This window comes from Pseudomonas sp. HLT2-19-2 (assembly GCF_054898005.1).
Genome location: NZ_CM142712.1, coordinates 5,314,985 through 5,341,893, shown reverse-complemented (window position 1 = coordinate 5,341,893; position 26,909 = coordinate 5,314,985). Strand labels below are relative to the sequence as shown.

Genomic DNA, 26,909 nt, shown 5'->3' with positions numbered 1-26,909 from the left:
ATCATCGGTGTTTAAGCCCGCCGCTTTGCGGGACACTGTGGCTATCTGTTGAATGGAGCGCCCCATGACCGCCAGTGCAGAAAAGTTCACTCGTCAGACGTTGCTCGACGTCCAGCCGCTGACCCCCAGCCTGTTCACCCTGCGCACCACCCGGGATCCGGGTTTTCGTTTTCGTGCCGGGCAATTCGCCCGGTTGGGCGTTACCAAGGCTGACGGCAGCACCGTATGGCGCGCCTATTCCATGGTGTCGTCGCCCTATGACGAATTCCTCGAGTTTTTTTCCATTGTGGTGCCGGGGGGGGAGTTCACCAGCGAGCTAAGTCGGCTGGGAGTCGGCGATACGCTGCTGGTCGAACGTCAGGCCTTTGGTTACCTGACGCTCGATCGCTTTGTCGACGGCCGTGACCTTTGGTTGTTATCCACAGGTACCGGCCTGGCGCCGTTTCTATCAATCCTGCAGGACTTCGAGGTTTGGGAGAAATTCGAACGAATTATCCTAGTCTACAGTGTGCGTGAACCCCGGGAGCTGGCGTATCAGGAGCTCATCAGCGGGTTGGCGCAGCGCGACTATTTAGCGAAGTTTGCCCACAAGCTGCGGTTCATCACTACCGTCACTCGCGAGCAGCATCCTGGGGCCATGAGTGACCGGATCACGACGCTGATCGAAAGTGGCGAGCTGGAACGGGCGGCAGGCTTGGCGCTGACGGCCGAGCATTCGAGGGTCATGCTCTGCGGCAATCCGCAGATGATCGATGACACGCGTAAATTGCTCAAACAGCGCGACATGCACTTGAGCCTCAGCCGACGCCCCGGGCAAGTGGCGGTGGAAAACTATTGGTAAATAAAACGGCGCCTCGAGGGCGCCGATTCTTGTTTCACGAAAGCGTTCAGGGCCGAGTGTTCTGGGCCTTGAGCAGATCGCGGATCTCTTCCAACAGCACCTCTTCTTTGGTCGGAACCGGCGGCAGCGTTGGCGCAACGGCCTCTTCGCGTTTCAGACGGTTGATGGCTTTTACACCCATGAAGATCGCGAAGGCGACGATGATGAAGTCAATCATGCTCTGGATGAATTTACCGTACGCCACCATTACCGCCGGGATATCGCCGTTGGCTGCCTTGAGCGTGATGGCCAGGTCGCTGAAATCCACCCCTCCGATCAGCAGGCCGATGGGTGGCATCACCACATCGCCGACAAACGATGAAACGATCTTGCCGAAGGCGGCGCCGATGATGATACCGACGGCCATGTCGACCACGTTACCTTTGACCGCGAAGGCCTTGAACTCAGTTATCACGCCCATAGGTTATTTCCTTGTTACAGATGAGGTTGGTGAGCGCAGTGTAAATCAGCAAGATGCATCCTGCTCGAAACGACTGCCTACAGAGCTTGCCTGAACCGACCGTCTCAACGGTAAAAAGTTTTAAAATGCCATCACACTTGCTCGGGATAGCCGCTTTGGACGGGGGGCTCCAGCGCGCCCGAAGAACATTTATCCGTCGATCACTCGCCTCTGCTGAGTAGAGTCACGCGCAGGATAAAACCATAGGAAGTAGGCGCGGTAGCATCACTGGGTTGATGCAAGGGCAATATGCGGTATATGACGTTTTATGTGAATGGTTTGCAGGGTGTAAAGACTCGCACCTCATACAAATTCCCTGTTTTTTATATTAAAAACGCCATTATGTTGCCATTAACTTGGCTGTTCTTATTATAAAGTTGGCTTAATAGTTGAATTGTACGTTCAGGTTTTAAATGGCAAGGATTTGTACAGGTTTTGAATGTTGTTTCATAGAGCGAGACTAGTATTCTATTGAATATGTTAGGACGGGAGGTTGTACAGGGTTTATGGTTAGTCATACGGTGAATGTATTCCAAGGGCTGAACAAGTGACTACCGAGATCCGCTGGGTAACTTCGCCGCACTGATCCACTCCAGCTGAGCTATCATCGCGTTTTTTTGTCGGGAGTTCAGATGGCCAAGGCCAAGCGCATGTACGGCTGCACCGAGTGCGGCTCAACCTTCCCCAAGTGGGCTGGCCAGTGCGGCGAGTGCGGGGCCTGGAACACGCTGACCGAAACCATGGTGGAGAGTGGTGGCGCCGCAGCACCCAGCGGTCGCACCGGCTGGACCGGACAACAGGCACAGATCAGGACGCTGGCCGAAGTCAGCGTCGAAGAAATCCCGCGTTTTTCCACCGCCTCCAGCGAGCTTGATCGGGTACTGGGCGGTGGTCTGGTAGACGGTTCGGTGGTGCTGATCGGCGGTGATCCGGGCATCGGCAAATCGACCATTCTGCTGCAAACCTTGTGCAATCTCGCCAAAGTCATGCCGGCGCTGTACGTCACCGGCGAAGAGTCCCAACAGCAAGTGGCCATGCGCGCCCGCCGTCTCGGCTTGCCTCAGGATCAACTGCGGGTGATGACCGAAACCTGCATCGAAACCATCATCGCCACGGCCAGACAGGAAAAACCCAAGGTGATGGTGATCGACTCGATTCAGACGATCTTCACCGAGCAGCTGCAATCGGCACCGGGCGGCGTGTCGCAGGTTCGGGAAAGTGCGGCGTTACTGGTGCGCTATGCCAAGCAGAGCGGCACAGCGATTTTCCTGGTCGGCCACGTGACCAAAGAAGGCGCATTGGCGGGGCCGCGAGTGCTGGAGCACATGGTTGATACCGTGCTGTATTTCGAAGGCGAGTCCGATGGGCGTTTGCGTCTGCTGCGGGCGGTGAAAAACCGTTTCGGCGCGGTGAACGAGCTGGGCGTGTTCGGCATGACGGACAAGGGGCTGAAAGAAGTCTCCAACCCTTCGGCGATTTTTCTCACCCGTGCGCAGGAAGAAGTGCCGGGCAGTGTGGTCATGGCGACGTGGGAAGGCACGCGGCCGATGTTGGTCGAGGTGCAGGCATTGGTCGATGACAGTCATCTGGCCAACCCGCGTCGGGTCACCCTGGGGCTGGATCAGAACCGCTTGGCCATGTTGCTGGCGGTATTGCACCGTCACGGCGGCATTCCGACCCACGATCAGGACGTGTTTCTCAATGTGGTTGGCGGGGTGAAGGTGCTGGAAACAGCATCCGACCTGGCGCTGATGGCGGCGGTCATGTCCAGTTTGCGCAACCGGCCACTGCCCCATGATTTGCTGGTGTTCGGCGAAGTAGGGTTGTCCGGTGAAGTGCGTCCAGTGCCGAGCGGTCAGGAACGCTTGAAAGAAGCGGCCAAGCACGGCTTCAAGCGCGCCATCGTGCCCAAGGGCAACGCACCGAAAGAAGCGCCGCCGGGGTTGCAGATTATTGCCGTGACACGTTTGGAACAGGCGTTGGACGCGTTGTTCGAATAAGCCCGGTGGGAGATTCTATGTTGCAGGGTTGTCCTGCACCATAGAATCTCCCACATTTGGCATGGCGCCGGTCTTCAGATTTCGATCAGGGCGCCCAGTTCGCGTTCCAGTTCCTCGGGATCCCCCAGGTTGAGCTCAATCAACCGCCGCAGGCGTTCGATGGATTCCAGGCTGATGTGTTTGCAGACAAATCCGAGCTGGCCATGGTCATCGTGGGTCAACATCACATCCATCTTGATCTCGACGTCTTCGTTGAGATGAATATCGACCAGGAAATGCCACTCCCGATTACCCAGCCAAGGCTCGGGCTTCTCGATCAACAGTCCCTTCAGGGATAGATCAATCAGCTTCACCGGCCAGATGAACTCCCCCTGGCTCAGCTCGGTTCGGGCATCGAACGCAATACGTTTGAAGCGGCGGCGATCGGCGGGGTGCTCGCTCATGGCGTAATCCTCGAAAAGGTTCGCTGACTATAGACCCGCATTGTCAAAACCTGCCAGCCAAGACAAGTGTCTGGATCAATGTCGTGGGTATGGCCTTTGCTGTCAGGCGAGCTAAACTCGGGATGGCTTTCTTTCTTGTCCACCCTGGCTGGAATCATAAAATGAAAAACAATAATCGCCTGCTACGCCACTTACCCTGGCTGCTGCTGGCAATCGTTGGGGCGAGCGCCCTTGGTGTCGTGGCATTGCGCCGAGGTGAGGCGATCAACGCCTTGTGGATTGTGGTCGCTGCCGTGGCCATTTATCTGGTTGCCTATCGTTACTACAGTCTGTTCATCGCTAACAATGTGATGCAACTCGACCCGCGACGGGCCACCCCCGCCGTGCTCAACAATGATGGTCTGGACTACGTCCCCACCAACAAACACGTCCTCTTCGGTCACCACTTCGCGGCCATCGCTGGCGCGGGGCCGCTGGTCGGTCCGGTCCTGGCGGCGCAGATGGGCTATTTGCCCGGTACGCTGTGGCTGATTGCCGGCGTGGTGCTGGCCGGTGCCGTTCAGGACTTCATGGTCTTGTTCATGTCCACCCGCCGCAACGGTCGTTCCCTCGGCGACATGGTTCGTGAAGAAATGGGCCGCATCCCCGGCACCATCGCGCTGTTTGGCTGCTTCCTGATCATGATCATCATCCTCGCGGTGCTGGCGCTGATCGTGGTCAAGGCCCTGGCCGAAAGCCCGTGGGGTATTTTCACGGTGATGGCGACCATCCCGATCGCGATGTTCATGGGCATCTACATGCGCTACATCCGCCCGGGCCGCATCGGCGAAATCTCCGTGGTCGGCGTGTTGCTGCTGCTCGGTTCGATCTGGCTGGGCGGACAAATTGCCGCCGATCCAGTGTGGGCCAAGGCATTCACATTCACCGGCATCCAGATCACCTGGATGCTGGTCGGTTACGGTTTCGTGGCCGCCTCGTTACCGGTCTGGCTGATTCTGGCGCCGCGCGATTACCTGTCGACGTTCCTGAAAATCGGCACCATCGTGGCCTTGGCGATCGGCATCCTGATCACCATGCCCGACCTGAAAATGCCAGCACTGACCCAGTTCATCGATGGCACCGGACCGGTGTGGAAGGGCGGGCTGTTCCCGTTCCTGTTTATTACCATTGCCTGTGGCGCGGTCTCCGGTTTTCACTCGCTGATTGCTTCGGGCACCACGCCGAAACTGTTGGCTAACGAAGGTGATGCCCGTTACATCGGTTACGGCGGCATGCTGATGGAATCCTTCGTCGCCATCATGGCCATGGTTGCCGCGTCGGTAATCGAGCCAGGCGTGTATTTCGCCATGAACAGTCCGGCGGCGATCGTCGGCGGTGACGTGGTGACTGTGGCGCAAACCGTCAGCAGCTGGGGTTTTGCAATTACCCCGGAAGCGCTGCAAGCGGTGGCCAAGGACATCGGGGAAACCACGATCCTGGCCCGTGCCGGCGGTGCGCCGACCCTGGCGGTCGGCATCGCGCAGATCCTGCACAGTGTCCTGCCGGGTGAAAACACCATGGCGTTCTGGTACCACTTCGCGATCCTGTTCGAAGCGCTGTTCATCCTCACCGCCGTCGACGCGGGGACCCGTGCCGGGCGGTTCATGCTCCAGGACTTGCTTGGTTCCTTCGTGCCGGCGCTAAAACGCACCGAATCCTGGACCGCCAACCTGATCGCAACCGCCGGCTGCGTGGCGATGTGGGGCTGGTTGCTGTACCAAGGCGTGATCGATCCGCTGGGTGGCATCAACACCTTGTGGCCGCTGTTCGGTATCTCCAACCAGATGCTGGCGGGTATCGCGCTGATGTTGGCAACCGTCGTGCTGATCAAAATGAAGCGCCAGCGTTACGTCTGGGTCACCATGCTGCCAGCGGTGTGGTTGCTGATCTGCACCACCACCGCCGGTTTCATCAAGCTGTTCGATGCCAATCCGGCGATCGGTTTCCTGGCCTTGGCCAAGAAATACAGCGATGCCCTGGCCAACGGTCAGATCCTCGCGCCAGCCAAGGACATCACCCAGATGCAGCACGTGATCTTCAACGCCTACACCAACGCAACGCTGACGGCGCTGTTCCTGTTCGTGGTATTCAGTATCCTGTTCTTTGCACTGAAGGTCGGTATCGCCGCCTGGGGCAGCAAAGAACGTACGGATAAAGAAGCGCCATTCCAGGCGCTGCCGGATGCGTAATCGAGGATTGCAGCATGTTCAATGACCTGAGTCGCCTCGGTAAATACCTCGGTCAGGCCGCGCGCCTGATGGTCGGGATGCCCGACTACGACAATTACGTCGAGCATATGCAAACCAAACACCCGGACAAACCGGTGATGAGCTACGAGATGTTCTTCCGGGAACGCCAAGAGGCTCGTTACGGTGGCAAGGGTGGGCCGAAGTGCTGTTGATCCGCTAACGGATCGCAGTTTGAACACAACGCGTCACGCCAGTCGTGGCGCGTTTTCTTTTTTACGATCAGCTACGTCCGGGAGCCTTATGACCGAGTTGCAACCCATTCCCGTCACGATCCTCAGTGGCTTCCTTGGCGCGGGAAAAACCACGCTGCTGCGCCACCTGCTCAAAGCCGAACACGGCCTGAAAATCGCCGTGATCGAGAACGAATTCAGCGACGCCGGAATCGATACCCAACTGCTGGGCGACGATCCGGTTCAAGTGATGACGCTGTCCAACGGTTGCGTCTGCTGCACGATCCACACTGACCTGACCAAGGCTCTGTACTTGCTGCTCGAGCGCCTGGACAGCGGCGAAATCGCCTTCGACCGTCTGGTGATCGAATGCACCGGCCTGGCCGACCCGGCACCGGTGGCGCAGACGTTCTTCATCGATGAAGAGCTGCGCGAGCGTTACATCCTCGACGGCATCATCACCTTGGTGGACGCCGCTCATGCCGACACTCACCTGACCCAAACCATCGCCCAGGCGCAGATCGGTTTCGCCGACCGCTTACTGGTGAGCAAGCGCGATCTGGTGGACGAGGCGACGTTCAACGCCCTCAGCGAGCGGCTGACCCGGATCAACCGTCGCGCACCGATTCGCGTGGTTGAGCACGGCAAGATTGACCTGGCCGAATTGCTCGACGTGCGCGGTTTCAATCTCAATGCCGACCTTGGTGGCGGCGTCAGCCTGCGCCCGGTGAGCAAAGCGCCGTCCATCGACCGTATTTCCAGCCTGGTGCTGCGCACCGACAAGCCACTGGATATCGACAAACTCAGCGAGTTCATGAACGAGCTGCTGGAAGACCATGGCAAGCAACTGCTGCGCTATAAAGGCGTTTTGAACATCCTTGGTGAGCCGCGGCGCATGGTGTTTCAGGGCGTGTTGAAGTTATACGGATTCGATTGGGACACCGAATGGGCGGACGATGAACCGCGCGAAAGCGTGATCGTGTTCATCGCCGATGATTTGCCGGAAGAGAAAATCCGTGAGGGGTTTGCGCGGGTAGCGGCTGGCTAAAACACCGTTGGCGTCAGGGATGACGCCATCGCGGGCAAGCCCGCTCCCACAGGGTCCGTGGTGGACACAGGAGCCGGTAACTCCAAAGATCACTGTGTGAAAATCGATAAATTGGCATGACCGGCCTGGCGATCGCACCAATCAGGAATTCAATGCCACACCTTTTTTTAGAATACTCAAAGCAAAAGTTACCTTTGATTGTTCTTCGGTTTCGGCGAGGTATATATAGCGCGAACCTCTTATTCTGGATCCTCCGACATATTTTTTTTCCCCTGACTTGATTGAGATTGGTAGATGGGGCGCGGAAATGTCGTCAAGCGTAATGACGTTGTTGCGATGGTCGGTGAGCGTAAAAGTTGTCGGGTCGGTCGTGTCGGGCTTTTTCGCGTCAAGAAGATCCAATGCCCCTGTGCATATTATCTTGTTGTGATAGTTGCCTTTATTTTTGATGGAAATAATATAGCCGTCATCCGTATGCCCAAAATGCAGCGTTAAGGATTCGATGGTTTTGCCTTGGCCTTTCGGGCGCATGCCGAGCAGGCTAGAGTGATCGCTGGGCTGGGGTGCCCCGGTGAAAAATCCTCCGCTGAACAGAGTCAATGTAACCATGATGGGTTCGCCGTACAGCACTTCAAGAAGGTTTACATCGTGGTCAATCATTCTGAGTTTGGCGGTAAACGATTTTTCAATGTTGATGTTCATAAACAATCCCTTGTTTTTTTGGGGCTAATTAAATATCGCGGGATTGAGGTTAGGTGTTTTTTAGTTGCCTTGTAGTGCTGCATTTGTTGCAAGGTTTGAAAGAAGAAAGTGTGATTGGAGCGCAGGGGAAGTTTTAGCTGTTATTGTGTTGTGGCAAAAATCAGCGCAAAAAAATGCCCACATCGTTTGATGTAGGCATTTTTTATCGCAGTCTTTAGCGGGGCTGATTAAGCGCCGTACACTGGCATTTTCTTGCAGATGGCTTTGACTTTCTCGCGAACGGCGTCGATCACCGCTTCGTTGGAAAGGTCAGCCAGGATGTCGCAGATCCAGCCGGCCAGTTCTTTGCACTCTGCTTCCTTGAAGCCACGAGTGGTCACGGCCGGAGTACCGAAGCGCAGACCGGAGGTGACGAACGGGGAGCGTGGATCGTTCGGTACCGAGTTCTTGTTCACGGTGATGAAAGCCTTGCCCAGAGCGGCGTCGGCGTCTTTACCGGAGATTTCCTGCTTGATCAGCGACAGCAGGAACAGGTGGTTTTCAGTACCGCCCGATACCACGTCGAAACCGCGCTCGATGAACACGCCGGCCATGGCCTTGGCGTTCTTCACCACTTGTTGCTGGTAGGTCTTGAACTCAGGCTGCAGCGCTTCCTTGAAGCAGATCGCTTTGGCGGCGATCACGTGCTCCAGCGGGCCACCCTGGGCGCCCGGGAATACCGCGGAGTTCAGCTTCTTCTCGATGTCGGCGTTGGCGCGAGCCAGGATCAAACCGCCACGTGGACCGCGCAGGGTCTTGTGCGTGGTGGTGGTCACGACGTCAGCGAAAGGCACCGGGTTCGGGTAGACGCCAGCGGCGACCAGACCGGCCACGTGGGCCATGTCGACGAACAGGTAGGCACCCACCTTGTCGGCAATTTCGCGGAAACGTGGGAAGTCCAGGATCTGCGAGTAAGCAGAGAAACCGGCCACGATCATTTTCGGCTTGTGCTCAACGGCCAAACGCTCGACTTCGTCGTAGTCGATCAGGCCATTGGCATCGATGCCGTACTGAACGGCGTTGTACAGCTTGCCGGAAGAGGAAACGCTGGCACCGTGGGTCAGGTGACCACCGTGAGCCAGGCTCATGCCCAGGAGGGTGTCGCCCGCTTGCAGCAGAGCCAGGTAAACGGCGCTGTTGGCTTGCGAACCTGCGTGCGGCTGAACGTTGGCGTAATCGGCGCCAAACAGTTCTTTTGCACGATCGATGGCCAGTTGCTCGACCACGTCGACGAACTCGCAACCACCGTAGTAGCGCTTGCCTGGGTAGCCTTCGGCGTACTTGTTGGTCAGTACCGAGCCTTGAGCTTCCATCACCGCAGGGCTGGTGTAGTTTTCCGAAGCGATCAGCTCAATGTGCTCTTCCTGGCGCTGAGCTTCTTGCTCCATGGCGGCAAAGAGATCGGCGTCGTACTTGGCAATAGTCAAATCACGGCTGAACATGGCGGTCCTCAAGGATCGGGGCAGAAAAGGGGGGCATTCTAACCCAATGGGTTTTAGATGGCATATGAAAGGACATCATGTCGCAGACAAGTGGGCTTCATGACGGGATCAAAGGTCTCAGTCAAACATGAAGAGCGCTTCATTGCTGAACTGCGCTTCAAACCGGCTCGCCGGCATCGGCCGCCCGAACAGATACCCCTGAACCTCATCGCAACCATGCTCACGCAGGAAGTCGAGCTGCTCGTGGGTTTCCACGCCCTCGGCGATCACCGCCAGATTGAGGCTGTGGGCCATGGCGATGATCGCGCGGGCAATCTGCGCATCCTGCTCACCCGACGGCAGGCCATCAACGAAGGTGCGGTCGATTTTCAGCACATCGATCGGGAACTGCTTGAGGTAGTTGAGCGATGAGTAACCGGTGCCGAAGTCGTCGACCGCAATGCTCAGGCCGAGATTTTTCAGCCCGGCGAGTATCTGCATCGCTTCGCTGACTTCGCGCATCAGGATACTTTCGGTCAGTTCCAGCTCCAGGCACGCCGGGGGCAGGCCGATTTCCATGAGGATGGTGGCGATCCGAGTCCCGAGTTGGCCGTCTGAGAATTGCCGGGCCGAAATGTTCACCGACACCTTGGGCACCCGGACCTTTGCCTGATGCCAGGTCTTGAGCTGACGGCAGGCCTCGCTGATCACCCAGTCGCCGACATCCACCACCAGGCCGAGCTCTTCGAGCACCGGGATGAAGTCTCCCGGCGGCACCAGACCGCGTCGCGGATGGCGCCAGCGCAGCAAGGCTTCGGCGCCGGTCAGGCGTTTGCCATCGCCGCTGAACTGCGGTTGGTAGTAGAGGACGAATTCGTTCTGCTCCAGGGCGTGACGCAAGTCGCTTTCCAGCTCCAGACGCTCCAGGGCGCTGGCGTTCATGTCGGCCTGATAGAACTGGAAGTTGTTCTTGCCACGCTCCTTGGCGTGATACATCGCGGTGTCGGCGTTTTTCATCAGTTGGCTGAGTTCGTTGCCGTCCTGAGGGCTCAGGGCGATCCCGATACTGGCGGTGACGAAGAACTCGCGGCCTTCAAGCACGAACGGTTTCACCAGGCTGGCGAGAATCTGTTCGGCCACATGAATCGCCCGGTTCAAGGCGAGTTCCCGGGTGGGCCGCGGTTGCAGTAGCAAGGTGAATTCATCGCCGCCCATGCGCGCCACGGTGTCGTCATCGTCGACACAACCGAGCAGGCGCGTGGCCATTTCCTTGAGCATGCGATCGCCGGCGGCGTGGCCCAGGGAGTCGTTGATCGGTTTGAAACGATCCAGGTCGAGGAACATCAGCACCACCCAGGACTTCTGCCGTTCGGCTGATTGCAGCGCCGTGTGCAGGCGATCCTGGAACAGCGTGCGGTTCGGAAGGTGGGTGAGGGCGTCGTAATAGGCCAGGCGGTGAATCCGCTGCTCACTGGCCTTGCGCTCACTGATGTCGCTGAAGAAGCACACGTAGCTGGCCAGATCGCCTTCGTCATCCAGCACCGCCGTAATCCCGACCCAGGCCGGGTAATGTTCGCCATTGCGCCGTTTGAGCCAGACTTCACCTTCCCACGTGCTGTGCTGATGCAGCTGCTTGAGCACGTAATGCAGATGGGCCTCCTGCTGCTCATCGACCGTCAGCATGTTTGGCAACTGGTCGAGCACCTGCTCCACCGCATAACCGCTGACACGGCTGAAGGCTTCGTTGGCCTGAACAATGTAGCCGGCCGGGTCGGTGATCAGGATCGCCGAGGTCGAGTGTTCAAACACTGTCGCGGCCATGCGCAGGTCTTTTTCGGCCCGGCGCTGCTGACTGATGTCGCGACCGACGCCCAGCACGCCTTCGAATGCACCGTGTTCGTCCCAGACCAGTACCAGCCGCAGCTCGATGGGAATCTTGCGCCCGTCGGCCCGCAGGCAGTCGAACAAAAACAGTTGCGTTTGCACCTGACTGCGCAGCAGCGCCAGTTGGTCGGGTTTATTCAGCGCTTTGCTGACCCGGTCCATCAGGGTGTAAATGCCGGTCAGTTGTTGCGGGTTGGCGATGGTCGATTGCCAGCCGTTCTGGAAAATCCAGTCGGCGTCGTAGCCCAGCACGGCTTGCACCGACGGGCTGACGTAGTTGAGCGCCATCTTGCTGTCGGTTGAGAAAATCACGTCGCTGATGCTTTCGGCGAGCATCCGGTAACGCTGCTCGCTGTCGCGCAGGGACTCACTGGCTTCGATCTGTTCGGTGATGTCCTTGGCCACGCCGATGATCCGCGTGACCTGATCGTGCTTGTCCCGCGCCAGCGCCTGTTCGCGGATATCGAAACGCCGCCATTTACCGTCTCGGTGGCGGAAGCGCAGTTGGCACTGCAGCAATTGTCTGTAGCCGGCCTGCCGCTGGGTTTGGCGCGAGCGGTGGTAGAAGTCGGCATCTTCGGGATGCAGGAGGATTTCCCAAAAATACTCGCCCATCTGGTGCAGTTCGGTACGGTTGTATCCGAGCGTCTGCCCCAAGTGGTGGTTGCTAAAAATCATTCGCTGGCTGATCACGTCTTGCACGTACAGATGATCCGGCACGGTGCGCACCACGTCGGACCAGAATCCTTCACGCTCCAGCAGCGACAGTTCGACGAGCTTGCGGCTGGTGATGTCCGTGATGCTCAGGATCACCGCTTTATAGTCGTCCAGGTCTTCCGGCAACCGCAGAACCAGCCACAAGTGCTGGTCGCGGCCATTGGCGTCCTGCAATTTGATTTCCAGTTCAAGCTGTTTCTGCTGGTTGAGCACCGCTTCGAGCACTTGATTGCCGATGGCGGTGCCGTCCTGCGGATTGCCGTCGATCAGCAGTTTCCAGGCTTGATCGCAAGCGTTGACGTTGAGCAGTTGCAGGGCGACCAGGTTGACCTCGGTGATGCGCAGTTCCTGCAGCAGGTGCTGGCGTTGTTGCGGCGTTTCGAGCCAGGCCTTCAGTTGTTCGCTGCTGTGCAGCTGAGCCTTGTCGAAGATGCTTTTAAGCCCGGACACGTCGAGCACACACAGGGCGACGCCGGTGCCTTCGAAAATATCCTGGTAGCGTCGACGGCCTTCGTGCACCTGGCGCTGGCGGCGGCGCATGTTCAGCAGGGCGATGAACGGCAGCAGAGAAAAGGCCAGGCCCAGAAGGCATTTGCCGATGAACGCCGGCAACAGGTGTTCGATCATCCGTTGCCGGTCGAACAGCCCGCGCAGTTGCCAGTCGCTGCTGCTCAGGGGCACTGTCAGCACGCTGTTGGCCAACTCATCCGGTGTCATCACCGCCGGTGTGGCCGAGGGTTGCGCATCGTCGCGGCTGATGATCTGGTGATTGACGCGGTTTTCCACTAGCCACAGCGGGCGAATACCGGCTTCGTTTGGTTTGGTCAGCGACGAGAAAAATGTCGGCCTCAGGCGCAGGGCCCAGTAGCCGCGGGTGCTACCGCTGGCTTGATGCAGCAGCAAATGCACCACCGAACCGTCATTGGCGTTGCTGAAATAATGGGCCTGGGCGTGACTGCGCCGGACCAGTTCGCTCAGGTAGTCGGCGTCGTTGCTGTCGTCGGCACTGTCGCCGAGAACTTTCCCGGAAGGGCTGAGCAACGCAAGGCTGCGCAGGTCGGGCAATGTTTTTTGCAGCTTGCGCAGCAGCATCTGCAGTTCGTCGGCGCTTTTTGGTTGTTCGACGATCGGTAGCAGATTGAGGGCGATCTGGGCGTTAAGCGCCATGTTCAGACTGACTTGCGAGGCCAGGTCGGCGGTGTAGTCGATGGTGTACTGACGCTGGTTTTTCTGGGTTTCGCGAAGCTGATCCAGCAACTGCCAAAACAGCAGCGCGAGCAGCAACAGGACGAGCGTCGCCAGCGCGCCCATCAGGGATCCGCGCAGGGGTGAGCCGGTCGCAGGATTGAGTGCGCTCACGGAAGACGGGGGAGGGACATTAGACAAACTGTAATCCTGCGGTTTGGCTGGACTGGCGCGACGTGCACTATAAGCCGGACGCCCGGAGGGCGGCTAGCATGCCTTGAGTTGTGGCAAAGTGCCAGTCCCGCTCGGCTGGACTGCCTCTCGTCATTAAGGTAGCTTTGCCGGTTACGCGGGAGCGTTCCAGCTCCTAGGGCTTTTTTAGCGCGCACGCATTGATACCCCATCAATCGGCCGACGCGCACAGCCTGGCCAGGCATCGCCTGCGCTCCACTCATTCATCAGTCACTGACCCTAGGTTCTCCATGGCTCAATACGTATTCACCATGCATCGGCTGGGTAAAGTTGTTCCGCCGAAGCGGGAAATCCTCAAAAACATTTCGCTGTCGTTCTTCCCGGGCGCCAAGATTGGCGTACTCGGCCTTAACGGTTCGGGTAAATCCACGCTGTTGAAAATCATGGCGGGCGTCGACACCGAGTTCGACGGCGAAGCTCGTCCGATGCCGGACCTGAACATCGGCTACCTGCCGCAAGAACCGATCCTGGACCCGACCAAGACTGTGCGTGAAGTGGTCGAGGAAGCGGTCAGCGTGATCAAGAACGCCCAGGCGCGCCTGGACGAGGTCTACGCGGCTTACGCTGACGAGGATGCCGACTTCGACAAACTGGCCGCTGAACAAGCCAAACTCGAAGCCATCCTGCAGGCCAGCGACGGTCACAACCTGGATCGCCAACTGGAAGTCGCCGCCGATGCGCTGCGTCTGCCAGCGTGGGATGCCAAGGTCGAATTCCTGTCCGGTGGTGAAAAGCGTCGTGTGGCCCTGTGCCGTCTGCTGCTGTCCGCCCCTGACATGCTGCTGCTCGACGAACCGACCAACCACCTGGACGCCGATTCCGTCGCCTGGCTGGAGCATTTCCTCCACGATTTCCCGGGTACCGTGGTAGCGATCACGCACGACCGTTACTTCCTGGACAACGTCGCCGGCTGGATCCTCGAGCTCGACCGCGGCGCCGGTATCCCGTACGAGGGCAACTATTCGGGCTGGCTTGAAGCCAAGTCCAATCGTCTGGCTGCCGAATCCAAGCAGCAGTCGGCCCATGAAAAAGCCATGAAGGAAGAACTGGAGTGGGTGCGCCAAGGCGCCAAGGCCCGCCAGTCCAAATCCAAGGCTCGTCTGCAACGCTTCGAAGAAATGCAATCGCAGGAATTCCAGAAGCGCAGCGAAACCAACGAGATCTACATCCCGGCCGGTCCGCGCCTGGGCGACAAGGTCATCGAGTTCAAGAACGTCTCCAAGGGCTATGGCGATCGCGTGTTGATCGACAACCTGTCGTTCTCCATGCCTAAAGGCGCCATCGTTGGCGTGATCGGCGGTAACGGTGCCGGTAAATCGACCCTGTTCCGCATGCTGATGGGCAAGGAAACTCCGGATTCTGGCAGCATCGAAGTCGGCGAAACCGTGCAACTGGCATGCGTCGATCAGAGCCGCGACGACCTGGACGGCAGCAAGACTGTCTTCCAGCAAATCTCCGACGGTTCCGACCAGATCCGCATTGGCAGCTACGAGATCCCGTCGCGCACCTACGTCGGCCGCTTCAACTTCAAGGGCGGCGATCAACAGAAGTTCGTCAAGGACCTGTCCGGTGGTGAGCGCGGTCGCTTGCACCTGGCCCTGACCCTGAAAGAGGGCGGCAACGTCCTGCTGCTTGACGAACCGTCCAACGACCTCGACGTTGAAACCCTGCGTTCCCTGGAAGAAGCCCTGCTGGACTTCCCGGGCGCTGCCATTGTGATCTCTCACGATCGGTGGTTCCTTGACCGCGTCGCGACTCACATCCTGGCGTACGAAGACGACTCGCAAGCGGTGTTCTTCGAAGGCAACTACACCGAGTACGAAGCCGATCGCCGCAAACGTCTGGGCGAAGCCGCTGCCCAGCCGCATCGTGTACGGCACAAGAAACTGGCCTGATTTCAGGTTGGTGCATGAAAAAACGGAGCCTCGGGCTCCGTTTTTTTTTGGGTGTTTTTCAGGTAGACCGCGTCGCGAAGGCGGCCTAAAGGTCACCCGATTTCTATGCCCAACACCTCAATCGACAAATCCCCCGCCGGCCGCTTCCACAGCACTTCATCCCCGACCTGCGCGCCCAGCAACGCCCGCCCCAGCGGCGAGCCCCAGTTGATCAACCCGCTCGCGGCATCTGCCTGATCCACGCCCACCAACTGCACGCGTTGTTCGTTGCCCTGTTCATCGGCAAAGGTCACCCAGGCGCCCATCTGCACTTTGTTGGTCGAGGAAGCCGGTACGACTAACTGAGCGCTTTGCAGGCGTTGATTGAAATACCGCCAGTCACGCTCAAGGTCGGCCTGGCGCTGTTTGTCCGCCAGTTCACCCCTCGAACTCTGTTCATTGAGCAGGTTTTGCACCTCGGCGACTTTCGCCTGAAGCTGCGTAAGCCCCGTGGGCGTGACGTAATTGGGCTGCGCGCTGACCTGCCGTTCGACTGGCTGATCGGCTTGCGCGGCGGCGTTATCTTCATTGACGAAAGCGCGACTCATGGTTTTCTCCCGTTATAGGGTTTGGGCCATGGTCGCAGGCTTTTAGTTTCGACGGATGTCTGTCAGCGACTCATTGCGAGCGATAGGCACGGGCGGCGTCTTGATCCTTCTGCTGCTGCCAGGCTTTGTCCCGGTCGTCCCAATGGTGGCTGCGATAATCGTCGCGATCCTCGCTTTCGCGCATGGCTTGGCACTGGCGGAAGCCATCGCTCCAGCCCTCGGCGTACTGCTTGTCCTTGAGATAACGCGGGACGTTTTTTCGAAACTCACCAGTGATTGCACCAGCGGCTTGCCGGCCACTGCTGCAACCGTCATCGAAGCCATCGGCGAACGCCGGTGGATAGCCCTTGGCGATCAGATCCTCGTGGGTCGTCTGGCAACCCGCGATCAACATCAGCAAACCCACCACACCCACGCAACGCCACATCTCAGACTCCCGGGCCGTCAACGGCCTATAGGAGAAGTCTAGGAGTGGATTCGTGAGCGGGATGTGAAAGAAAGATCAAAAGATCAGTAGTGATACCACTTCACCTCAAGCATCACTTCGTTCTCGGGCGAAGCCAGGTGGCTGAATTCGCGCTGAGCACTCAGGCGCACACCCAGGTTGCGCGACAATTCCCACTGCTGATTCAGACTCATGCTACGGCGCACTTCGCCATTGGTGAAGTAATCACCTTTGGCCTCCAGGCTGAAGTTGCCCAGCGGGTTTTTCCACAGCAGGCCCGTATTGAAACCCGCCGCCGGAGCGATAAAAGCGGCGAAGTCGTTGTTGTGCTCCACGCGCACGGTGCCCAGGGCAAAGCCGAGCATGTCGTCGCCCAGTTGCCAAGTACCGCCGCCACCGCCATTGACGTGGCTGACCAGGGTTTCGTCATCACGTTTACCGGGCACTCGCTCCAGGCCGCCGGTGACCTGCCACGAGAGCGGTTGCAGCAACTCATTGCGCGGGGTCAGGGAACGGATGGTCGCCAGGTCCAATTGCTGCAACTGCCAGTGATTGCCTTCGTACTGGCGAAGTTTCATTTGCAGGATTTCGATCTGTGCACCGAGGGGGAAGCTCTCGGCGTTGTCGTTGAGATCGTGATACGCCATGCGCAGGCCATACTCGCCAAAGGCCTTGTCGCCCCGGGTGCCGACGCCGGCCTGCCAGGTTCGCGATTCATGGCCATCCTCGGGCAGGCCGGGTTGCGGGATGTCCAGTTCCGGTGCCGGGTTCTGGTTGATCGCCCGCAGCAGTTCGAAACTGCGCTGCGCCCGTTGCGGGTCACGTTCCTGACCGTTGGCGCGGTAGCGCTCCAGGCGATAGGCCGCGTCGATGATCAGCGCCTGACGCTCGCGCGGTTGAGCCTTGAACGCCGGCGCCTGCAACTGCTTCTGGTCGGCGCTGACATTCAGCACCCAATCCTGTTCTTCATCGGTCAACGGCTCGGCGCGGCTCAGCAGTTCACGTTCGCGAGACGGTCGATACTGAATGGATTCCACCAGCCCGGCTTCTTTCACCGCTTTCACGGTGTCCGTAGGAATCGCGGTCAGCGGGAATTGTTCGGTCAAGCGCAGGCTCGGGCGGGCCACTTGCAGCAGTTCCAGCAGGCGATAGGAGCAGTTTTCGTCGAAGAAGAAATAGTCGAACTGGATCTGTTTCAGTTCCCAGACGTGCTCCACCATGCGCTCGGTTTCTGCCGGGGTCAGGTTCAGGCGATATTCCCACAGATCGCGGTTCTCGAGACTGCGGTATTCCGAGAGTTTTTCCTGATAAGGCACCAGCGCAAACAAACCAGGATAGCCGCCCATCAAGCCTTTCCAGGCATACAGGATGCTGTTGTCGGAACCTTCAATGTACGCGCCGAAGTTGATCGCATAACTGAGCAGGGCGGTTTGATCGCTCTGCACATTGGCCTGGTCGATGCGCAGCAGCGTGTGGCCGAACATCGAAGACGGGCTGTTCAGATACGCCGCCGGGAAAATCATCACCGCACTGTGGGGCGAAACATCCTTGAACCATTGCTTGAATTCAGTGCAGGGAAGCTTCGGCAGATCGCTCAGGTTGAGCTGTGCCTTCAGCCAGCGGGTGCGCGCGGGGTAGACGCATTGCGCATGTTGTTCGCCGGCAGTGGCCGGGGCGTACAGCGCTTGCACGGTCGCCGCCAACTCACGGTCAGGGTGTTCATTGCCGTCGGCGGCGAGGAAGAATTTCTTGTCGCTGACATAGCTGCGCCAGCCGCCGAGTTTGGCGGTTTCGTAGTGGCCTAGGGAAATCCAGAAGGGGTCGTTGGCCAGTTGCTGCAAACGTTGATTGTCTATGTGAGGCGCGGCGGACAGCGGGGCGCAGACACAGAGCGCCAGCCAGGCAAGGCGTTTGAGCATAGTGGGCTACTTAAACTCGAAGAATACAAAGACCAAAAAGGGTCAGGTCCAAAAAATAAAACCCGTTCCCCGAAAGGAACGGGCGGGTCGAGCTTAAGCTTGAGTAACGTACTTAGCCAGACGAGGATCGTTCTTCAGAACGGCCAGGGTGTTGGTATGCACGTCGTCAGCGGTCACGTCAGCCTTGCTGAAGATCTGCTGGAAGTGCTCATGAGTGACGGCGGCGAAGTGCGCACGGTCTTCCGGCGCCACGCCCATTACCACGGCGTAAGTGGTCAGCGCTTCGCCCTGACCCTTAGCCATGTCTTCGGACAGCTCGTTCATCATGCCATTCATGGCAATCCAGGATTTGCCGCCATAGGTCAGCGACGCATTTGTCGAGCAACCGTTGGTACCAGAGGTCATACCAAATGTTGCGTTGCCGGAAGTGCCGTTGGTGGTGGATGCCAGGAAGTGAGCCGGGGTGCCACGCTGACCTTCGAACAGCATGTTGCCCCAACCGCAATCCGGGCCGCCTGGCGCCTGAGCCATGGCATTGAGGGATACAGCGGTGAAGAGAGTACCGAGAAGAATCCGTTTCATAGCTTTGTTCTCTTTATGTGCATACCAATGGACAAGGGGTCTGGCCCGATCTGGCGCCAGTGGGCCGGTTATTGTTCCAGCCGCGCAGTTTGGAGTTTAGGCACGTTCCTGAGGTTCCGTTATTTTTTGCATAACATTCGTTGAAAACATTGATTTAGACCCGGCCCGCTTAGCGATGCCGCTTTGTCTATGCTTTGGCTAGAGGCGCGCCTTGCAAGTGAGGTATGGGCAGCGCCAGAATGCCGCTATCTGCCCCGCCTGATGTAAGGAAGCCCGATGCCTGATCCTGTAGCTGCCAGCTTGCGTTTAGCGCCCGACGCGCTGACCCGTCCGTTTTCCGCTGAACAGTTCAGCTTCTCTACCACCAATGATTTGGAGCCCTTCCGCGGTGTGCTTGGCCAGGAACGTGCGGTCGAAGCCTTGCAGTTCGGTGTGGCCATGCCACGCCCCGGTTACAACGTCTTCGTCATGGGTGAGCCCGGCACTGGCCGGTTCTCGTTCGTCAAACGCTACCTGAAAGCCGAAGGCAAACGCCTGCAGACTCCGGCGGACTGGGTCTATGTCAACAATTTCGATGATCCTCGCGAACCGCGCACCCTGGAATTGCCCTCGGGCACTGCCGGTGCCTTTATCGATGACATCAACGGCTTGATCGACAACCTGCTGGCGACTTTTCCGGCAGTGTTCGAGCACCCGTCCTACCAGCAGAAGAAAAGCGCCATCGACCGCGCCTTCAATCAACGCTATGACCGCGCGCTGGATGTGATCGAGCGTCTGGCGCTGGAAAAGGAAGTTGCGCTGTACCGCGACAGCACCAATATCGCCTTCACCCCGATGAGCGAAGGCAAGGCCGTGGACGAAGCCGAATTTGCCCAGTTGCCGGAAGCCGATCGCGAGCGTTTTCACGACGACATTGCGTGGCTGGAAGAGCGGCTGAACGAAGAGCTCGCCAGCCTGCCGCAGTGGAAGCGTGAGTCGAGCAATCAACTGCGCCAGCTCAACGAAGAAACCATCACCCTGGCCTTGCAGCCATTGCTAGCACCGCTGTCGGAAAAGTACGCGGAAAACGCCGGTGTCTGCGGTTACCTGCAAGCGATGCAGGTGTACCTGCTCAAGACGGTGGTCGAGCAACTGGTGGACGACAGCAAAACAGACGCCATCGCCCGCAAGCTGCTGGAAGAGCAATACGCGCCGAGCCTGGTGGTCGGTCATCCGTTCAGCGGTGGTGCGCCAGTGGTCTTCGAGCCACACCCGACTTACGAAAACCTGTTCGGTCGTATCGAGTACACCACCGATCAGGGTGCGCTCTACACCACGTATCGCCAGTTGCGTCCGGGAGCGCTGCACCGCGCCAATGGCGGTTTCCTGATCCTCGAAGCAGAGAAAATGCTCAGCGAACCGTTCGTATGGGATGCGCTCAAGCGCGCCTTGCAATCGCGCAAGCTGAAAATGGAATCGCCGCTGGGCGAGATGGGCCGTTTCGCCACCGTGACCCTGGCTCCGCAACATATCCCGTTGCAGGTCAAAGTCGTCATCATCGGTGCCCGCCAGATCTATTACACGCTGCAAGACCTCGATCCGGACTTCCAGGAGATGTTCCGCGTCCTGGTGGACTTCGACGAAGACATCCCGATGGTTGACGAAAGCCTGGAGCAGTTCGCCCAGTTGCTCAAAACCCGCACCTCCGAAGAAGGCATGGCGCCGCTGACCGCTGATGCGGTGGCGCGTCTGGCGACTTACAGTGCTCGCCTGGCTGAGCACCAGGGGCGCTTGTCGGCGCGAATCGGTGATCTGTTCCAACTGGTCAGCGAGGCGGATTTCATTCGCCAACTGGCCGGTGATGAAATGACCGACGCCGGGCACATCGAACGTGCGCTCAAGGCCAAGGCCACGCGCACCGGGCGCGTCTCGGCGCGGATTCTTGATGACATGCTGGCGGGAATCATCCTGATCGACACGGATGGCGCGGCGGTGGGCAAATGTAACGGGCTGACAGTGCTGGAGGTCGGCGACTCGGCATTTGGTGTGCCGGCGCGGATTTCCGCCACGGTGTATCCGGGCGGTAGCGGCATCGTCGACATCGAACGCGAGGTCAACCTCGGCCAGCCCATTCACTCCAAAGGCGTGATGATCCTCACCGGGTATCTGGGCAGCCGTTACGCCCAGGAATTCCCGCTGGCGATTTCCGCGAGTATCGCCCTGGAGCAGTCCTACGGTTACGTCGATGGCGACAGTGCGTCGCTGGGCGAGGCTTGCACCTTGATTTCGGCCTTGTCGAAAACCCCGCTCAAGCAGTGTTTTGCGATCACCGGCTCGATCAACCAGTTCGGTGAAGTGCAGGCGGTGGGTGGGGTCAACGAGAAGATCGAAGGCTTCTTCCGACTCTGCGAAGCGCGCGGGTTGACCGGCGAGCAAGGGGCGATCATTCCTCAGGCCAACGTTGCCACGCTGATGCTCGACGAAAAAGTGCTGGCGGCGGTGCGCGCGGGGCAGTTCCACGTCTACGCCGTGCGCCAGGCCGATGAGGCGCTTAGCCTGTTGGTTGGCGAGCCGGCCGGTGCGCCAGACGCCGATGGCCAGTTCCCTGAAGGCAGCGTTAACGCGCGAGTGGTAGAACGCCTGCGGGTCATCGCAGAAATGATCAGCGAAGAAGACCTCAAGGAAGCCGAAAAAGAAGCTGCGCAGGAAGCGTTAGTGGAAGCCAAACCCGCCTGACATAGAGCCCCCTGTAGGAGCGAGGCTTGCCCGCGAAGAGCGATAACGCGGTTATTCCGGTAAAACCGCGTCACGGCTTTCGCGGGCAAGCCTCGCTCCTACAAGTGCCGTCGGTCTGGCGTCAATATTCACACAATGACCATTCGGCGCCTTTCGGTCTCACCTGACGTACAAGTCAAACTTTTCTTCTATTCTCAGCTCAAGGATATCGACAGTAATCACTGGATCGAGACAGCCCTCCCGTGGGGGCTGAATACCGGATCTACCGAGGGTCGCCGCCATGTCGCGCAACCTCTGCCTCACCCGTCAATGCCTGGGCCTTGTGACCCGTATCGAGTGTGCCATCCGCCCATTGGCGGGAGATACGGGCATGTGGACCTTACTCTTTGCCGCCGGAATGGCCGGCGAACAACCTTCTGCCATCAAAGCCCAGGGCCCGTTTCATGGCCCCTTTGTGGCTGAGTCGATCCTCGACACCATCGTTGAAAGTCTCACCCTGCACGGCTATGAGCTGGCCGATGATCCGCAAATCTGGTGCCTGCACCTGCAAGCTCAGCTGCGGGAAATCAATGGTGGTCGTTGCCGCAATCCTGGAGGTTTCGAGTTTCACCCCGAACACTGAACAGGCTATTGGGCAAGGTGGGACGTGTCCGCCTTGTCGAGTTTGACCTCGAAACCATACTGCACGGTGGCGAGGTCGGTTCGTTGATAGGTTTCCAGTCGGGCAGGCTGCCCGTAGAAGTAATGCACACCCAATAATGCCGGGCCTTCTGCGCTCGCATCGTGGATGACCGAAAGAATCTCCTTCAGATAATTGCCGCTGTCGTCCTTGGCGAAGAAACGCCAGTCCTGGGCGGGAAACAGCTTCAGATCAACCACCAGCGCATTGCCTTTGAGCACCAGGCCTTGGGGCAACTGGTGGGCGTCGATGGTTTTCTTTTCGACGGTGGCGAGGAACAGCGGCATGGAGCCCACCGCGTAAGCCGGGGTTTGCGGGAACAAGTTCAAGTCGTAGGTAATGGTGCCGCGCAGGGGATCAACCTGGTAAGCCTCTGGCGGCAATTCAATCGGTTCATCGCGTTTGCCGTTACCGTCCTCGGTGAAGAAGCTGACCGGACTCTCACCAGGGTTGAAGGAGGTGCCGAGCAACTCGTCATTGAAGCTTTTGGAGTGATAGAACTCGATACGCGCGGCGCTGGGGTCTTCGACCGACTGACTGATACTGACATTCTTTTTCAGTTGTTCCTCGCCAAGCGTTGCGCCCTTGAGCCAGATCGGGGCCTGGTCGTCGTACACCACCACCGGCAAAGTCAGTGGCTGGATGGTCTTTTCCGTGGTGTGTGAGTCGAAGCGGCGGACTGACAGGTCCAGGTCCTTGCGGGTCACTGTGGCGGTTGAAAAGTCCAGTACGCTGACCTCGAGGGCCTCGATCGGCCCGTTGAAGTACACCTTGGAATAATGGTGGCTCTGTTGCTTCTCAAACGCGCGCTGCTCTTCATCGATCTGTTTTTCGAAGCTCTCACTCCAGGCCTTTTGCTGCTGCATTTTCGCCAGTTGCTGTTGATAGAAAGCAATTAGTGCGGCGGTTTCGTTGATCGAACCTGAGCGCGAGAGAAATTGCCCGGTGCTGTCCTTGGCCTGAACGATCAGCGGATTCAACGGTGTTTCGCTGACCTCGGGGGCCAGTGGTGCGCTGTTGTTGAATTCGATTTCGGCGTAGTTGTTGGCAAGGTTCAGCAGGGTGACGCTGAGGTTGTCGTTGGTGCGAGTCTGGCCAACGTCTTTTTTCGTCAGGTCGAAGCTGTAGAGCCGGCGCGGTGCGATCACTTCCACCTTGCCTTGCAGGCTCACCGGTTGTGGCTGGTTCTTATTGTCGACGTCCAGGCCATCGATGAAGGGGTAGGTCACCGTCAGGTCGTCGGGGTTGGTCAGGTTTGAGCTCGATGGGCTCAACTGTATACCGGGATCGGTTTCCGACCATTCCGGCTGAAACGGGATGACGCGTTTGTTGCTCAGGGTCACCGATTGCCATTCCAGGCCATGGGGAAAGAGAAACGCAGCCGGCATGTTGAAGTTAAGAGGGAACACCGGTTGCAGATCGGTCAGGTAGTCGGAACTGGAGTCTTTGTGCAGCACGAACAGGCCGTTGATGTACGTGTCGACCAAGGCTTGTGGCGTGGGGTAGTGCTTGAGCACGGCGAGGGCGTCTTCGCCGTATTCTGTTTCCACCGGTTTGCTGTCGAGCTTGAGTTGCGCGCGCTCGAACAACAACAGTGAGCCGCCGAGTTCAGCCACGGCATCCTTGAGTTTCGGATCCTGTATCGCATCCAGAGATTTCTCGAACTGCGCAGTCTTTTCCTCGAGGCTGACCTGGCGTTTCTCATCGCTGGGAGAACAGGCGCTCATCAGCAAAGCCAGGCAAATTCCGGCGCTCGTTAGAGGCAATCGCACATCCATTTCCCGTCTTCCTGTCCGATGTCGCTGAGCTGTCAATGCTTTGGACACTAGCAGAAAAACCTTGTCACACACGCGCAGGTTGCGGATTTCCCGACGGTTTCTGGGTGTAACGGGTGGCTGATATACTCGCGGCCATTTCCAGCCCACATGTGAGATTTAATGGAACGCTTTATCGAAAATGCAATGTACGCCTCCCGCTGGCTGCTGGCGCCGATCTACTTCGGTCTGTCCCTCGGGCTGCTGGCGCTGGCGCTGAAATTCTTCCAGGAAGTGTTTCACGTCATCCCCAACGTGTTCTCGATGGCTGAGTCGGATCTGATTTTGGTGCTGCTGTCGCTGATCGACATGGCGCTGGTGGGCGGCCTGCTGGTGATGGTGATGATCTCCGGGTACGAGAACTTCGTTTCCCAACTGGATATCGACGAAGGCAAGGAGAAGCTCAACTGGTTGGGCACCATGGACTCCTCTTCATTGAAGATGAAGGTGGCCGCTTCCATCGTGGCGATTTCGTCCATCCACCTGCTGCGGGTTTTCATGGACGCCAAGAACATCGATCCCGAGCATTTGAAGTGGTACGTGATCATCCACATGACCTTCGTGATTTCGGCGTTTGCCATGGGTTATCTGGATAAGCTGACCAAGCACTGATTGGCTAGACAGAGTCGCGAAACAGACGGGCGGTGTTGTTTGTGGCTTGTGCTTTGATGCGCCGAGGCTTATGCCTGTAAGGATCTTGGCTCGCCACTGTGTGAGGTGTGTTCATGGACCTGCAAGAGTTGAATGCCTATGCCATCGCCGGGAAGATCGATGAGCTCAACCTGATCTCGATGGAAGGTGGGATCTACCTGTTGGAAGCGCGGATGCACGGCGCGGCGTATCCATTGAGTGATGCCCGCGGCCAGATGTTTCATCTGCGCTCGGTCGAGCATGCGCGTGAAGTGCTTCACGCCTTTCCCAGCTTGCCATTCAACCTTGTACATGTTTCGGTTCATGACGAGATGTGTGGACTCGGCATCGAGGAAAGCCTGAAGGTACCGATCGCGTGGCAGCACTGACACCCCTCATCAACGCGATGGCATCTGTGCTAGTCTGCTGGCCCTTTTGGTTCCGGGCGCTTCGGAATGCGCTGTGCACGCACGGCAAGTTCCAGAGCCGTCCGCACAGCGGAGCAGTGTCATGTCCGAAGTAAATCTGTCCACCGACGAAACCCGCGTCAGCTACGGTATTGGCCGTCAGCTGGGCGACCAACTGCGCGACAACCCGCCACCGGGCGTTAACCTGGACGCGATCCTGGCGGGTCTGACCGACGCATTCGCCGGCAAGGAAAGCCGTGTGGGTCAGGAAGAAATGTCCGCAAGCTTCAAGGTGATCCGCGAAATCATGCAAGCTGAAGCAGCCGCCAAAGCTGAAGCAGCTGCTGGCGAAGGCCTGGCATTCCTGGCTGAAAACGCCAAGCGTGACGGCATCACCACCCTGGCTTCCGGCCTGCAATTCGAAGTGCTGACCGCCGGTGAAGGCGCCAAGCCAACCCGTGAAGATCAAGTGCGTACTCACTACCACGGCACCCTGATCGACGGCACTGTGTTCGACAGTTCCTACGATCGTGGTCAGCCTGCAGAATTCCCGGTCGGCGGCGTGATCGCTGGCTGGACCGAAGCCCTGCAACTGATGAACGCCGGTAGCAAATGGCGTCTGTACGTGCCGAGCGAACTGGCTTACGGCGCTCAAGGCGTTGGCAGCATTCCACCGCACAGCGTACTGGTATTCGACGTCGAGCTGCTCGACGTTCTGTAAGACCTTGATCTTGTAGGAGCGAAGCTTGCTCGCGAAGGCGGTGTGTCAGTCAACGATGATGTTGAATGTTATGGCCTCTTCGCGGGCAAGTCGGAACGCCGCACCGCTCGCTCCTACAGGGTTTTGCGCCATCTTCATAGTTCGATCTTGTGGTGCAGTTCGTTTGTCGGGCGCAATGCCCGGGCATAGCAGAACAGAAACAGATTGCGCACCAGTTCCTTGAGCACCACCGGCTCGCTGGAACTCAAGCCGTTGACGTCCAGATCACCCTGATCCTGCAGCTCGTTCAAGGCTTCTTCTTCAAGTACCGCACAGACTTCCCCGGTTTCCCGATGGAGGATCCTGAGGTAAGGGTGTGGCCGGTCCAGCCAGGCATCGATCAAATAAGTCATGGGTATCATCTCCATTGATGGGTTTCAATGAGAATAATTCTTATTCATTAAATAGCAAGGACCTATTGGCGGTTTGTGTTTTTTTCCGGGTAAAGATTGCGTAAGGCCAAAACGGCTGGCGTTTGGCTATTGCGAAGGACTGTTGGGTCAAGCGGGGAGGGTGAAACACCATCCCACGCAGGGCGCAGGATGGAATACAACAGGCTCAGACTTTTCTGACGAACTCGGATTTGAGCTTCATCGGGCCGATGCCGTCGATCTTGCAATCGATGTCGTGATCGCCATCGCACAGGCGGATGTTCTTGACCTTGGTGCCGACCTTGACCACCAGCGACGTGCCTTTGACCTTGAGGTCTTTGATCACGGTGATGGTGTCGCCGTCCTGCAGGACATTGCCCACCGAATCCTTTTTCACGGTGTCATCGGACACTGCTTCGGCTTCGCCGATGGCGGACCACTCGTGGGCGCACTCAGGGCAGATCAGCTGGGCGCCGTCTTCGTAGGTGTATTCGGAATTGCATTTTGGGCAGGGTGGCAACGTGCTCACTAAAGCTCCTTGGAGTCAGGGTCGCTAAAAGTCGCACATTGTATAGGGTTTTTAGGCGGAGGAGGGTGAGGGAGCAAACCTGTGGGA

The 26,909-nt window shown here is 58.3% G+C and carries 23 protein-coding genes; 11 read left to right on the top strand and 12 right to left on the bottom strand.

Features of this window, described 5'->3' with window-relative positions; all coding sequences use genetic code 11:
• Positions 1-64: 64 nt before the first annotated feature.
• Positions 65-841 carry a ferredoxin--NADP reductase gene (locus tag ACYZTU_RS25085; protein ID WP_461966327.1) on the top strand — a complete coding sequence of 259 codons (777 nt, stop codon included), beginning with the start codon at positions 65-67 and terminating at the stop codon, positions 839-841.
• Between the two features lie 46 nt (positions 842-887).
• Here ACYZTU_RS25085 and mscL read toward each other — a convergent pair whose 3' ends face one another.
• Complete coding sequence (mscL, locus tag ACYZTU_RS25080; protein WP_461966325.1) at positions 888-1,301, bottom strand: large-conductance mechanosensitive channel protein MscL; 414 nt, start codon at positions 1,299-1,301, stop codon at positions 888-890.
• A gap of 671 nt (positions 1,302-1,972) precedes the next feature.
• Between mscL and radA the strand changes: the two genes are divergently transcribed.
• A complete protein-coding gene (gene radA, locus ACYZTU_RS25075) occupies positions 1,973-3,340 on the top strand; it encodes a DNA repair protein RadA (RefSeq protein ID WP_033054257.1) in 1,368 nt (455 codons plus the stop codon).
• Positions 3,341-3,414: 74 nt separating this feature from the next.
• Here radA and ACYZTU_RS25070 read toward each other — a convergent pair whose 3' ends face one another.
• Positions 3,415-3,783, bottom strand: coding sequence for a PilZ domain-containing protein (locus ACYZTU_RS25070; protein WP_461966323.1), 369 nt, complete (start codon positions 3,781-3,783; stop codon positions 3,415-3,417).
• Between the two features lie 161 nt (positions 3,784-3,944).
• On the opposite strand from ACYZTU_RS25070, the gene ACYZTU_RS25065 reads away from it, so the two are divergent.
• The 3 genes from ACYZTU_RS25065 to yjiA all read left to right on the top strand — a co-directional run bounded on the left by ACYZTU_RS25065 (position 3,945) and on the right by yjiA (position 7,289).
• Positions 3,945-6,011 (top strand): carbon starvation CstA family protein, encoded by a 2,067-nt coding sequence (locus ACYZTU_RS25065; RefSeq protein WP_461966321.1) that lies wholly within the window; start codon positions 3,945-3,947, stop codon positions 6,009-6,011.
• Positions 6,012-6,025: 14 nt separating this feature from the next.
• Entirely contained in the window at positions 6,026-6,223 is a 198-nt protein-coding gene (locus ACYZTU_RS25060) for a YbdD/YjiX family protein (protein ID WP_007895266.1), read from the top strand.
• An 88-nt stretch (positions 6,224-6,311) separates the two neighbouring features.
• Positions 6,312-7,289, top strand: a complete 978-nt coding sequence (yjiA, locus tag ACYZTU_RS25055; RefSeq protein ID WP_461966319.1) for a GTPase — start codon at positions 6,312-6,314, stop codon at positions 7,287-7,289.
• Between the two features lie 141 nt (positions 7,290-7,430).
• On the opposite strand, the gene ACYZTU_RS25050 is transcribed toward yjiA, so the two are convergent.
• The 3 genes from ACYZTU_RS25050 to ACYZTU_RS25040 form a co-directional block, all read right to left on the bottom strand.
• Complete coding sequence (locus ACYZTU_RS25050) at positions 7,431-7,991, bottom strand: hypothetical protein (protein ID WP_461966317.1); 561 nt, start codon at positions 7,989-7,991, stop codon at positions 7,431-7,433.
• Between the two features lie 227 nt (positions 7,992-8,218).
• Positions 8,219-9,472 (bottom strand): serine hydroxymethyltransferase, encoded by a 1,254-nt coding sequence (glyA, locus tag ACYZTU_RS25045; RefSeq protein ID WP_461966315.1) that lies wholly within the window; start codon positions 9,470-9,472, stop codon positions 8,219-8,221.
• Between the two features lie 117 nt (positions 9,473-9,589).
• A complete protein-coding gene (locus ACYZTU_RS25040) occupies positions 9,590-13,438 on the bottom strand; it encodes a sensor domain-containing protein (protein WP_461966313.1) in 3,849 nt (1,282 codons plus the stop codon).
• Positions 13,439-13,719: 281 nt separating this feature from the next.
• Here ACYZTU_RS25040 and ettA point away from each other — a divergent pair, with 281 nt between their 5' ends.
• Entirely contained in the window at positions 13,720-15,384 is a 1,665-nt protein-coding gene (gene ettA, locus ACYZTU_RS25035; RefSeq protein ID WP_461966311.1) for an energy-dependent translational throttle protein EttA, read from the top strand.
• Between the two features lie 92 nt (positions 15,385-15,476).
• Here ettA and ACYZTU_RS25030 read toward each other — a convergent pair whose 3' ends face one another.
• The 4 genes from ACYZTU_RS25030 to ACYZTU_RS25015 form a co-directional block, all read right to left on the bottom strand.
• On the bottom strand, positions 15,477-15,971 hold the full coding sequence (locus ACYZTU_RS25030; RefSeq protein ID WP_461966309.1) for a GreA/GreB family elongation factor: 495 nt from the start codon (positions 15,969-15,971) through the stop codon (positions 15,477-15,479).
• 70 nt (positions 15,972-16,041) lie between these two features.
• A complete protein-coding gene (locus ACYZTU_RS25025; protein ID WP_449645962.1) occupies positions 16,042-16,398 on the bottom strand; it encodes a hypothetical protein in 357 nt (118 codons plus the stop codon).
• 83 nt (positions 16,399-16,481) lie between these two features.
• Positions 16,482-18,335 carry an Lnb N-terminal periplasmic domain-containing protein gene (locus ACYZTU_RS25020; RefSeq protein ID WP_461966307.1) on the bottom strand — a complete coding sequence of 618 codons (1,854 nt, stop codon included), beginning with the start codon at positions 18,333-18,335 and terminating at the stop codon, positions 16,482-16,484.
• A gap of 93 nt (positions 18,336-18,428) precedes the next feature.
• On the bottom strand, positions 18,429-18,917 hold the full coding sequence (locus tag ACYZTU_RS25015; protein WP_449645960.1) for a DUF3015 domain-containing protein: 489 nt from the start codon (positions 18,915-18,917) through the stop codon (positions 18,429-18,431).
• 276 nt (positions 18,918-19,193) lie between these two features.
• Here ACYZTU_RS25015 and ACYZTU_RS25010 point away from each other — a divergent pair, with 276 nt between their 5' ends.
• Positions 19,194-21,632 (top strand): Lon protease family protein, encoded by a 2,439-nt coding sequence (locus tag ACYZTU_RS25010; RefSeq protein WP_461966305.1) that lies wholly within the window; start codon positions 19,194-19,196, stop codon positions 21,630-21,632.
• Between the two features lie 280 nt (positions 21,633-21,912).
• Entirely contained in the window at positions 21,913-22,254 is a 342-nt protein-coding gene (locus ACYZTU_RS25005; RefSeq protein WP_449645958.1) for a PA4575 family protein, read from the top strand.
• Between the two features lie 5 nt (positions 22,255-22,259).
• Here the strand turns inward: ACYZTU_RS25005 and ACYZTU_RS25000 are convergent, their stop codons facing one another.
• Positions 22,260-24,089, bottom strand: coding sequence for a hypothetical protein (locus ACYZTU_RS25000; RefSeq protein WP_461966303.1), 1,830 nt, complete (start codon positions 24,087-24,089; stop codon positions 22,260-22,262).
• Positions 24,090-24,248: 159 nt separating this feature from the next.
• On the opposite strand from ACYZTU_RS25000, the gene ACYZTU_RS24995 reads away from it, so the two are divergent.
• From ACYZTU_RS24995 to ACYZTU_RS24985, 3 genes are all read left to right on the top strand, one after another.
• On the top strand, positions 24,249-24,737 hold the full coding sequence (locus ACYZTU_RS24995) for a TIGR00645 family protein (RefSeq protein WP_282381060.1): 489 nt from the start codon (positions 24,249-24,251) through the stop codon (positions 24,735-24,737).
• 113 nt (positions 24,738-24,850) lie between these two features.
• A complete protein-coding gene (locus ACYZTU_RS24990) occupies positions 24,851-25,144 on the top strand; it encodes a DUF6482 family protein (RefSeq protein WP_282381062.1) in 294 nt (97 codons plus the stop codon).
• 121 nt (positions 25,145-25,265) lie between these two features.
• Complete coding sequence (locus tag ACYZTU_RS24985) at positions 25,266-25,883, top strand: FKBP-type peptidyl-prolyl cis-trans isomerase (protein WP_282381064.1); 618 nt, start codon at positions 25,266-25,268, stop codon at positions 25,881-25,883.
• A 134-nt stretch (positions 25,884-26,017) separates the two neighbouring features.
• Here ACYZTU_RS24985 and ACYZTU_RS24980 read toward each other — a convergent pair whose 3' ends face one another.
• Together ACYZTU_RS24980 and ACYZTU_RS24975 are read right to left on the bottom strand one after the other, a co-directional pair.
• Positions 26,018-26,275, bottom strand: coding sequence for a PA4570 family protein (locus ACYZTU_RS24980; RefSeq protein ID WP_030129462.1), 258 nt, complete (start codon positions 26,273-26,275; stop codon positions 26,018-26,020).
• Positions 26,276-26,480: 205 nt separating this feature from the next.
• The gene (locus ACYZTU_RS24975) at positions 26,481-26,822 is read right to left on the bottom strand and encodes a zinc ribbon domain-containing protein YjdM (RefSeq protein ID WP_461966301.1); all 342 of its coding nucleotides are present in this window, start codon (positions 26,820-26,822) and stop codon (positions 26,481-26,483) included.
• Positions 26,823-26,909: the final 87 nt, after the last annotated feature.

Coding starts and splice junctions, on each gene's coding strand:
- ACYZTU_RS24980 (WP_030129462.1), bottom strand. CDS start 26,275: ATGACTTATTTGATCGATGCCTGGCTGGACCGGCCACACCCTTACCTC.
- mscL (WP_461966325.1), bottom strand. CDS start 1,301: ATGGGCGTGATAACTGAGTTCAAGGCCTTCGCGGTCAAAGGTAACGTG.
- ACYZTU_RS25025 (WP_449645962.1), bottom strand. CDS start 16,398: ATGTGGCGTTGCGTGGGTGTGGTGGGTTTGCTGATGTTGATCGCGGGT.
- ettA (WP_461966311.1), top strand. CDS start 13,720: ATGGCTCAATACGTATTCACCATGCATCGGCTGGGTAAAGTTGTTCCG.
- ACYZTU_RS24995 (WP_282381060.1), top strand. CDS start 24,249: ATGGAACGCTTTATCGAAAATGCAATGTACGCCTCCCGCTGGCTGCTG.
- yjiA (WP_461966319.1), top strand. CDS start 6,312: ATGACCGAGTTGCAACCCATTCCCGTCACGATCCTCAGTGGCTTCCTT.
- ACYZTU_RS25020 (WP_461966307.1), bottom strand. CDS start 18,335: ATGCTCAAACGCCTTGCCTGGCTGGCGCTCTGTGTCTGCGCCCCGCTG.
- ACYZTU_RS25015 (WP_449645960.1), bottom strand. CDS start 18,917: ATGAAACGGATTCTTCTCGGTACTCTCTTCACCGCTGTATCCCTCAAT.
- ACYZTU_RS25070 (WP_461966323.1), bottom strand. CDS start 3,783: ATGAGCGAGCACCCCGCCGATCGCCGCCGCTTCAAACGTATTGCGTTC.
- radA (WP_033054257.1), top strand. CDS start 1,973: ATGGCCAAGGCCAAGCGCATGTACGGCTGCACCGAGTGCGGCTCAACC.
- ACYZTU_RS25030 (WP_461966309.1), bottom strand. CDS start 15,971: ATGAGTCGCGCTTTCGTCAATGAAGATAACGCCGCCGCGCAAGCCGAT.
- ACYZTU_RS25050 (WP_461966317.1), bottom strand. CDS start 7,991: ATGAACATCAACATTGAAAAATCGTTTACCGCCAAACTCAGAATGATT.
- ACYZTU_RS25085 (WP_461966327.1), top strand. CDS start 65: ATGACCGCCAGTGCAGAAAAGTTCACTCGTCAGACGTTGCTCGACGTC.
- ACYZTU_RS25005 (WP_449645958.1), top strand. CDS start 21,913: ATGTCGCGCAACCTCTGCCTCACCCGTCAATGCCTGGGCCTTGTGACC.
- ACYZTU_RS25000 (WP_461966303.1), bottom strand. CDS start 24,089: ATGGATGTGCGATTGCCTCTAACGAGCGCCGGAATTTGCCTGGCTTTG.
- ACYZTU_RS25065 (WP_461966321.1), top strand. CDS start 3,945: ATGAAAAACAATAATCGCCTGCTACGCCACTTACCCTGGCTGCTGCTG.
- glyA (WP_461966315.1), bottom strand. CDS start 9,472: ATGTTCAGCCGTGATTTGACTATTGCCAAGTACGACGCCGATCTCTTT.
- ACYZTU_RS24990 (WP_282381062.1), top strand. CDS start 24,851: ATGGACCTGCAAGAGTTGAATGCCTATGCCATCGCCGGGAAGATCGAT.
- ACYZTU_RS25010 (WP_461966305.1), top strand. CDS start 19,194: ATGCCTGATCCTGTAGCTGCCAGCTTGCGTTTAGCGCCCGACGCGCTG.
- ACYZTU_RS24985 (WP_282381064.1), top strand. CDS start 25,266: ATGTCCGAAGTAAATCTGTCCACCGACGAAACCCGCGTCAGCTACGGT.
- ACYZTU_RS25060 (WP_007895266.1), top strand. CDS start 6,026: ATGTTCAATGACCTGAGTCGCCTCGGTAAATACCTCGGTCAGGCCGCG.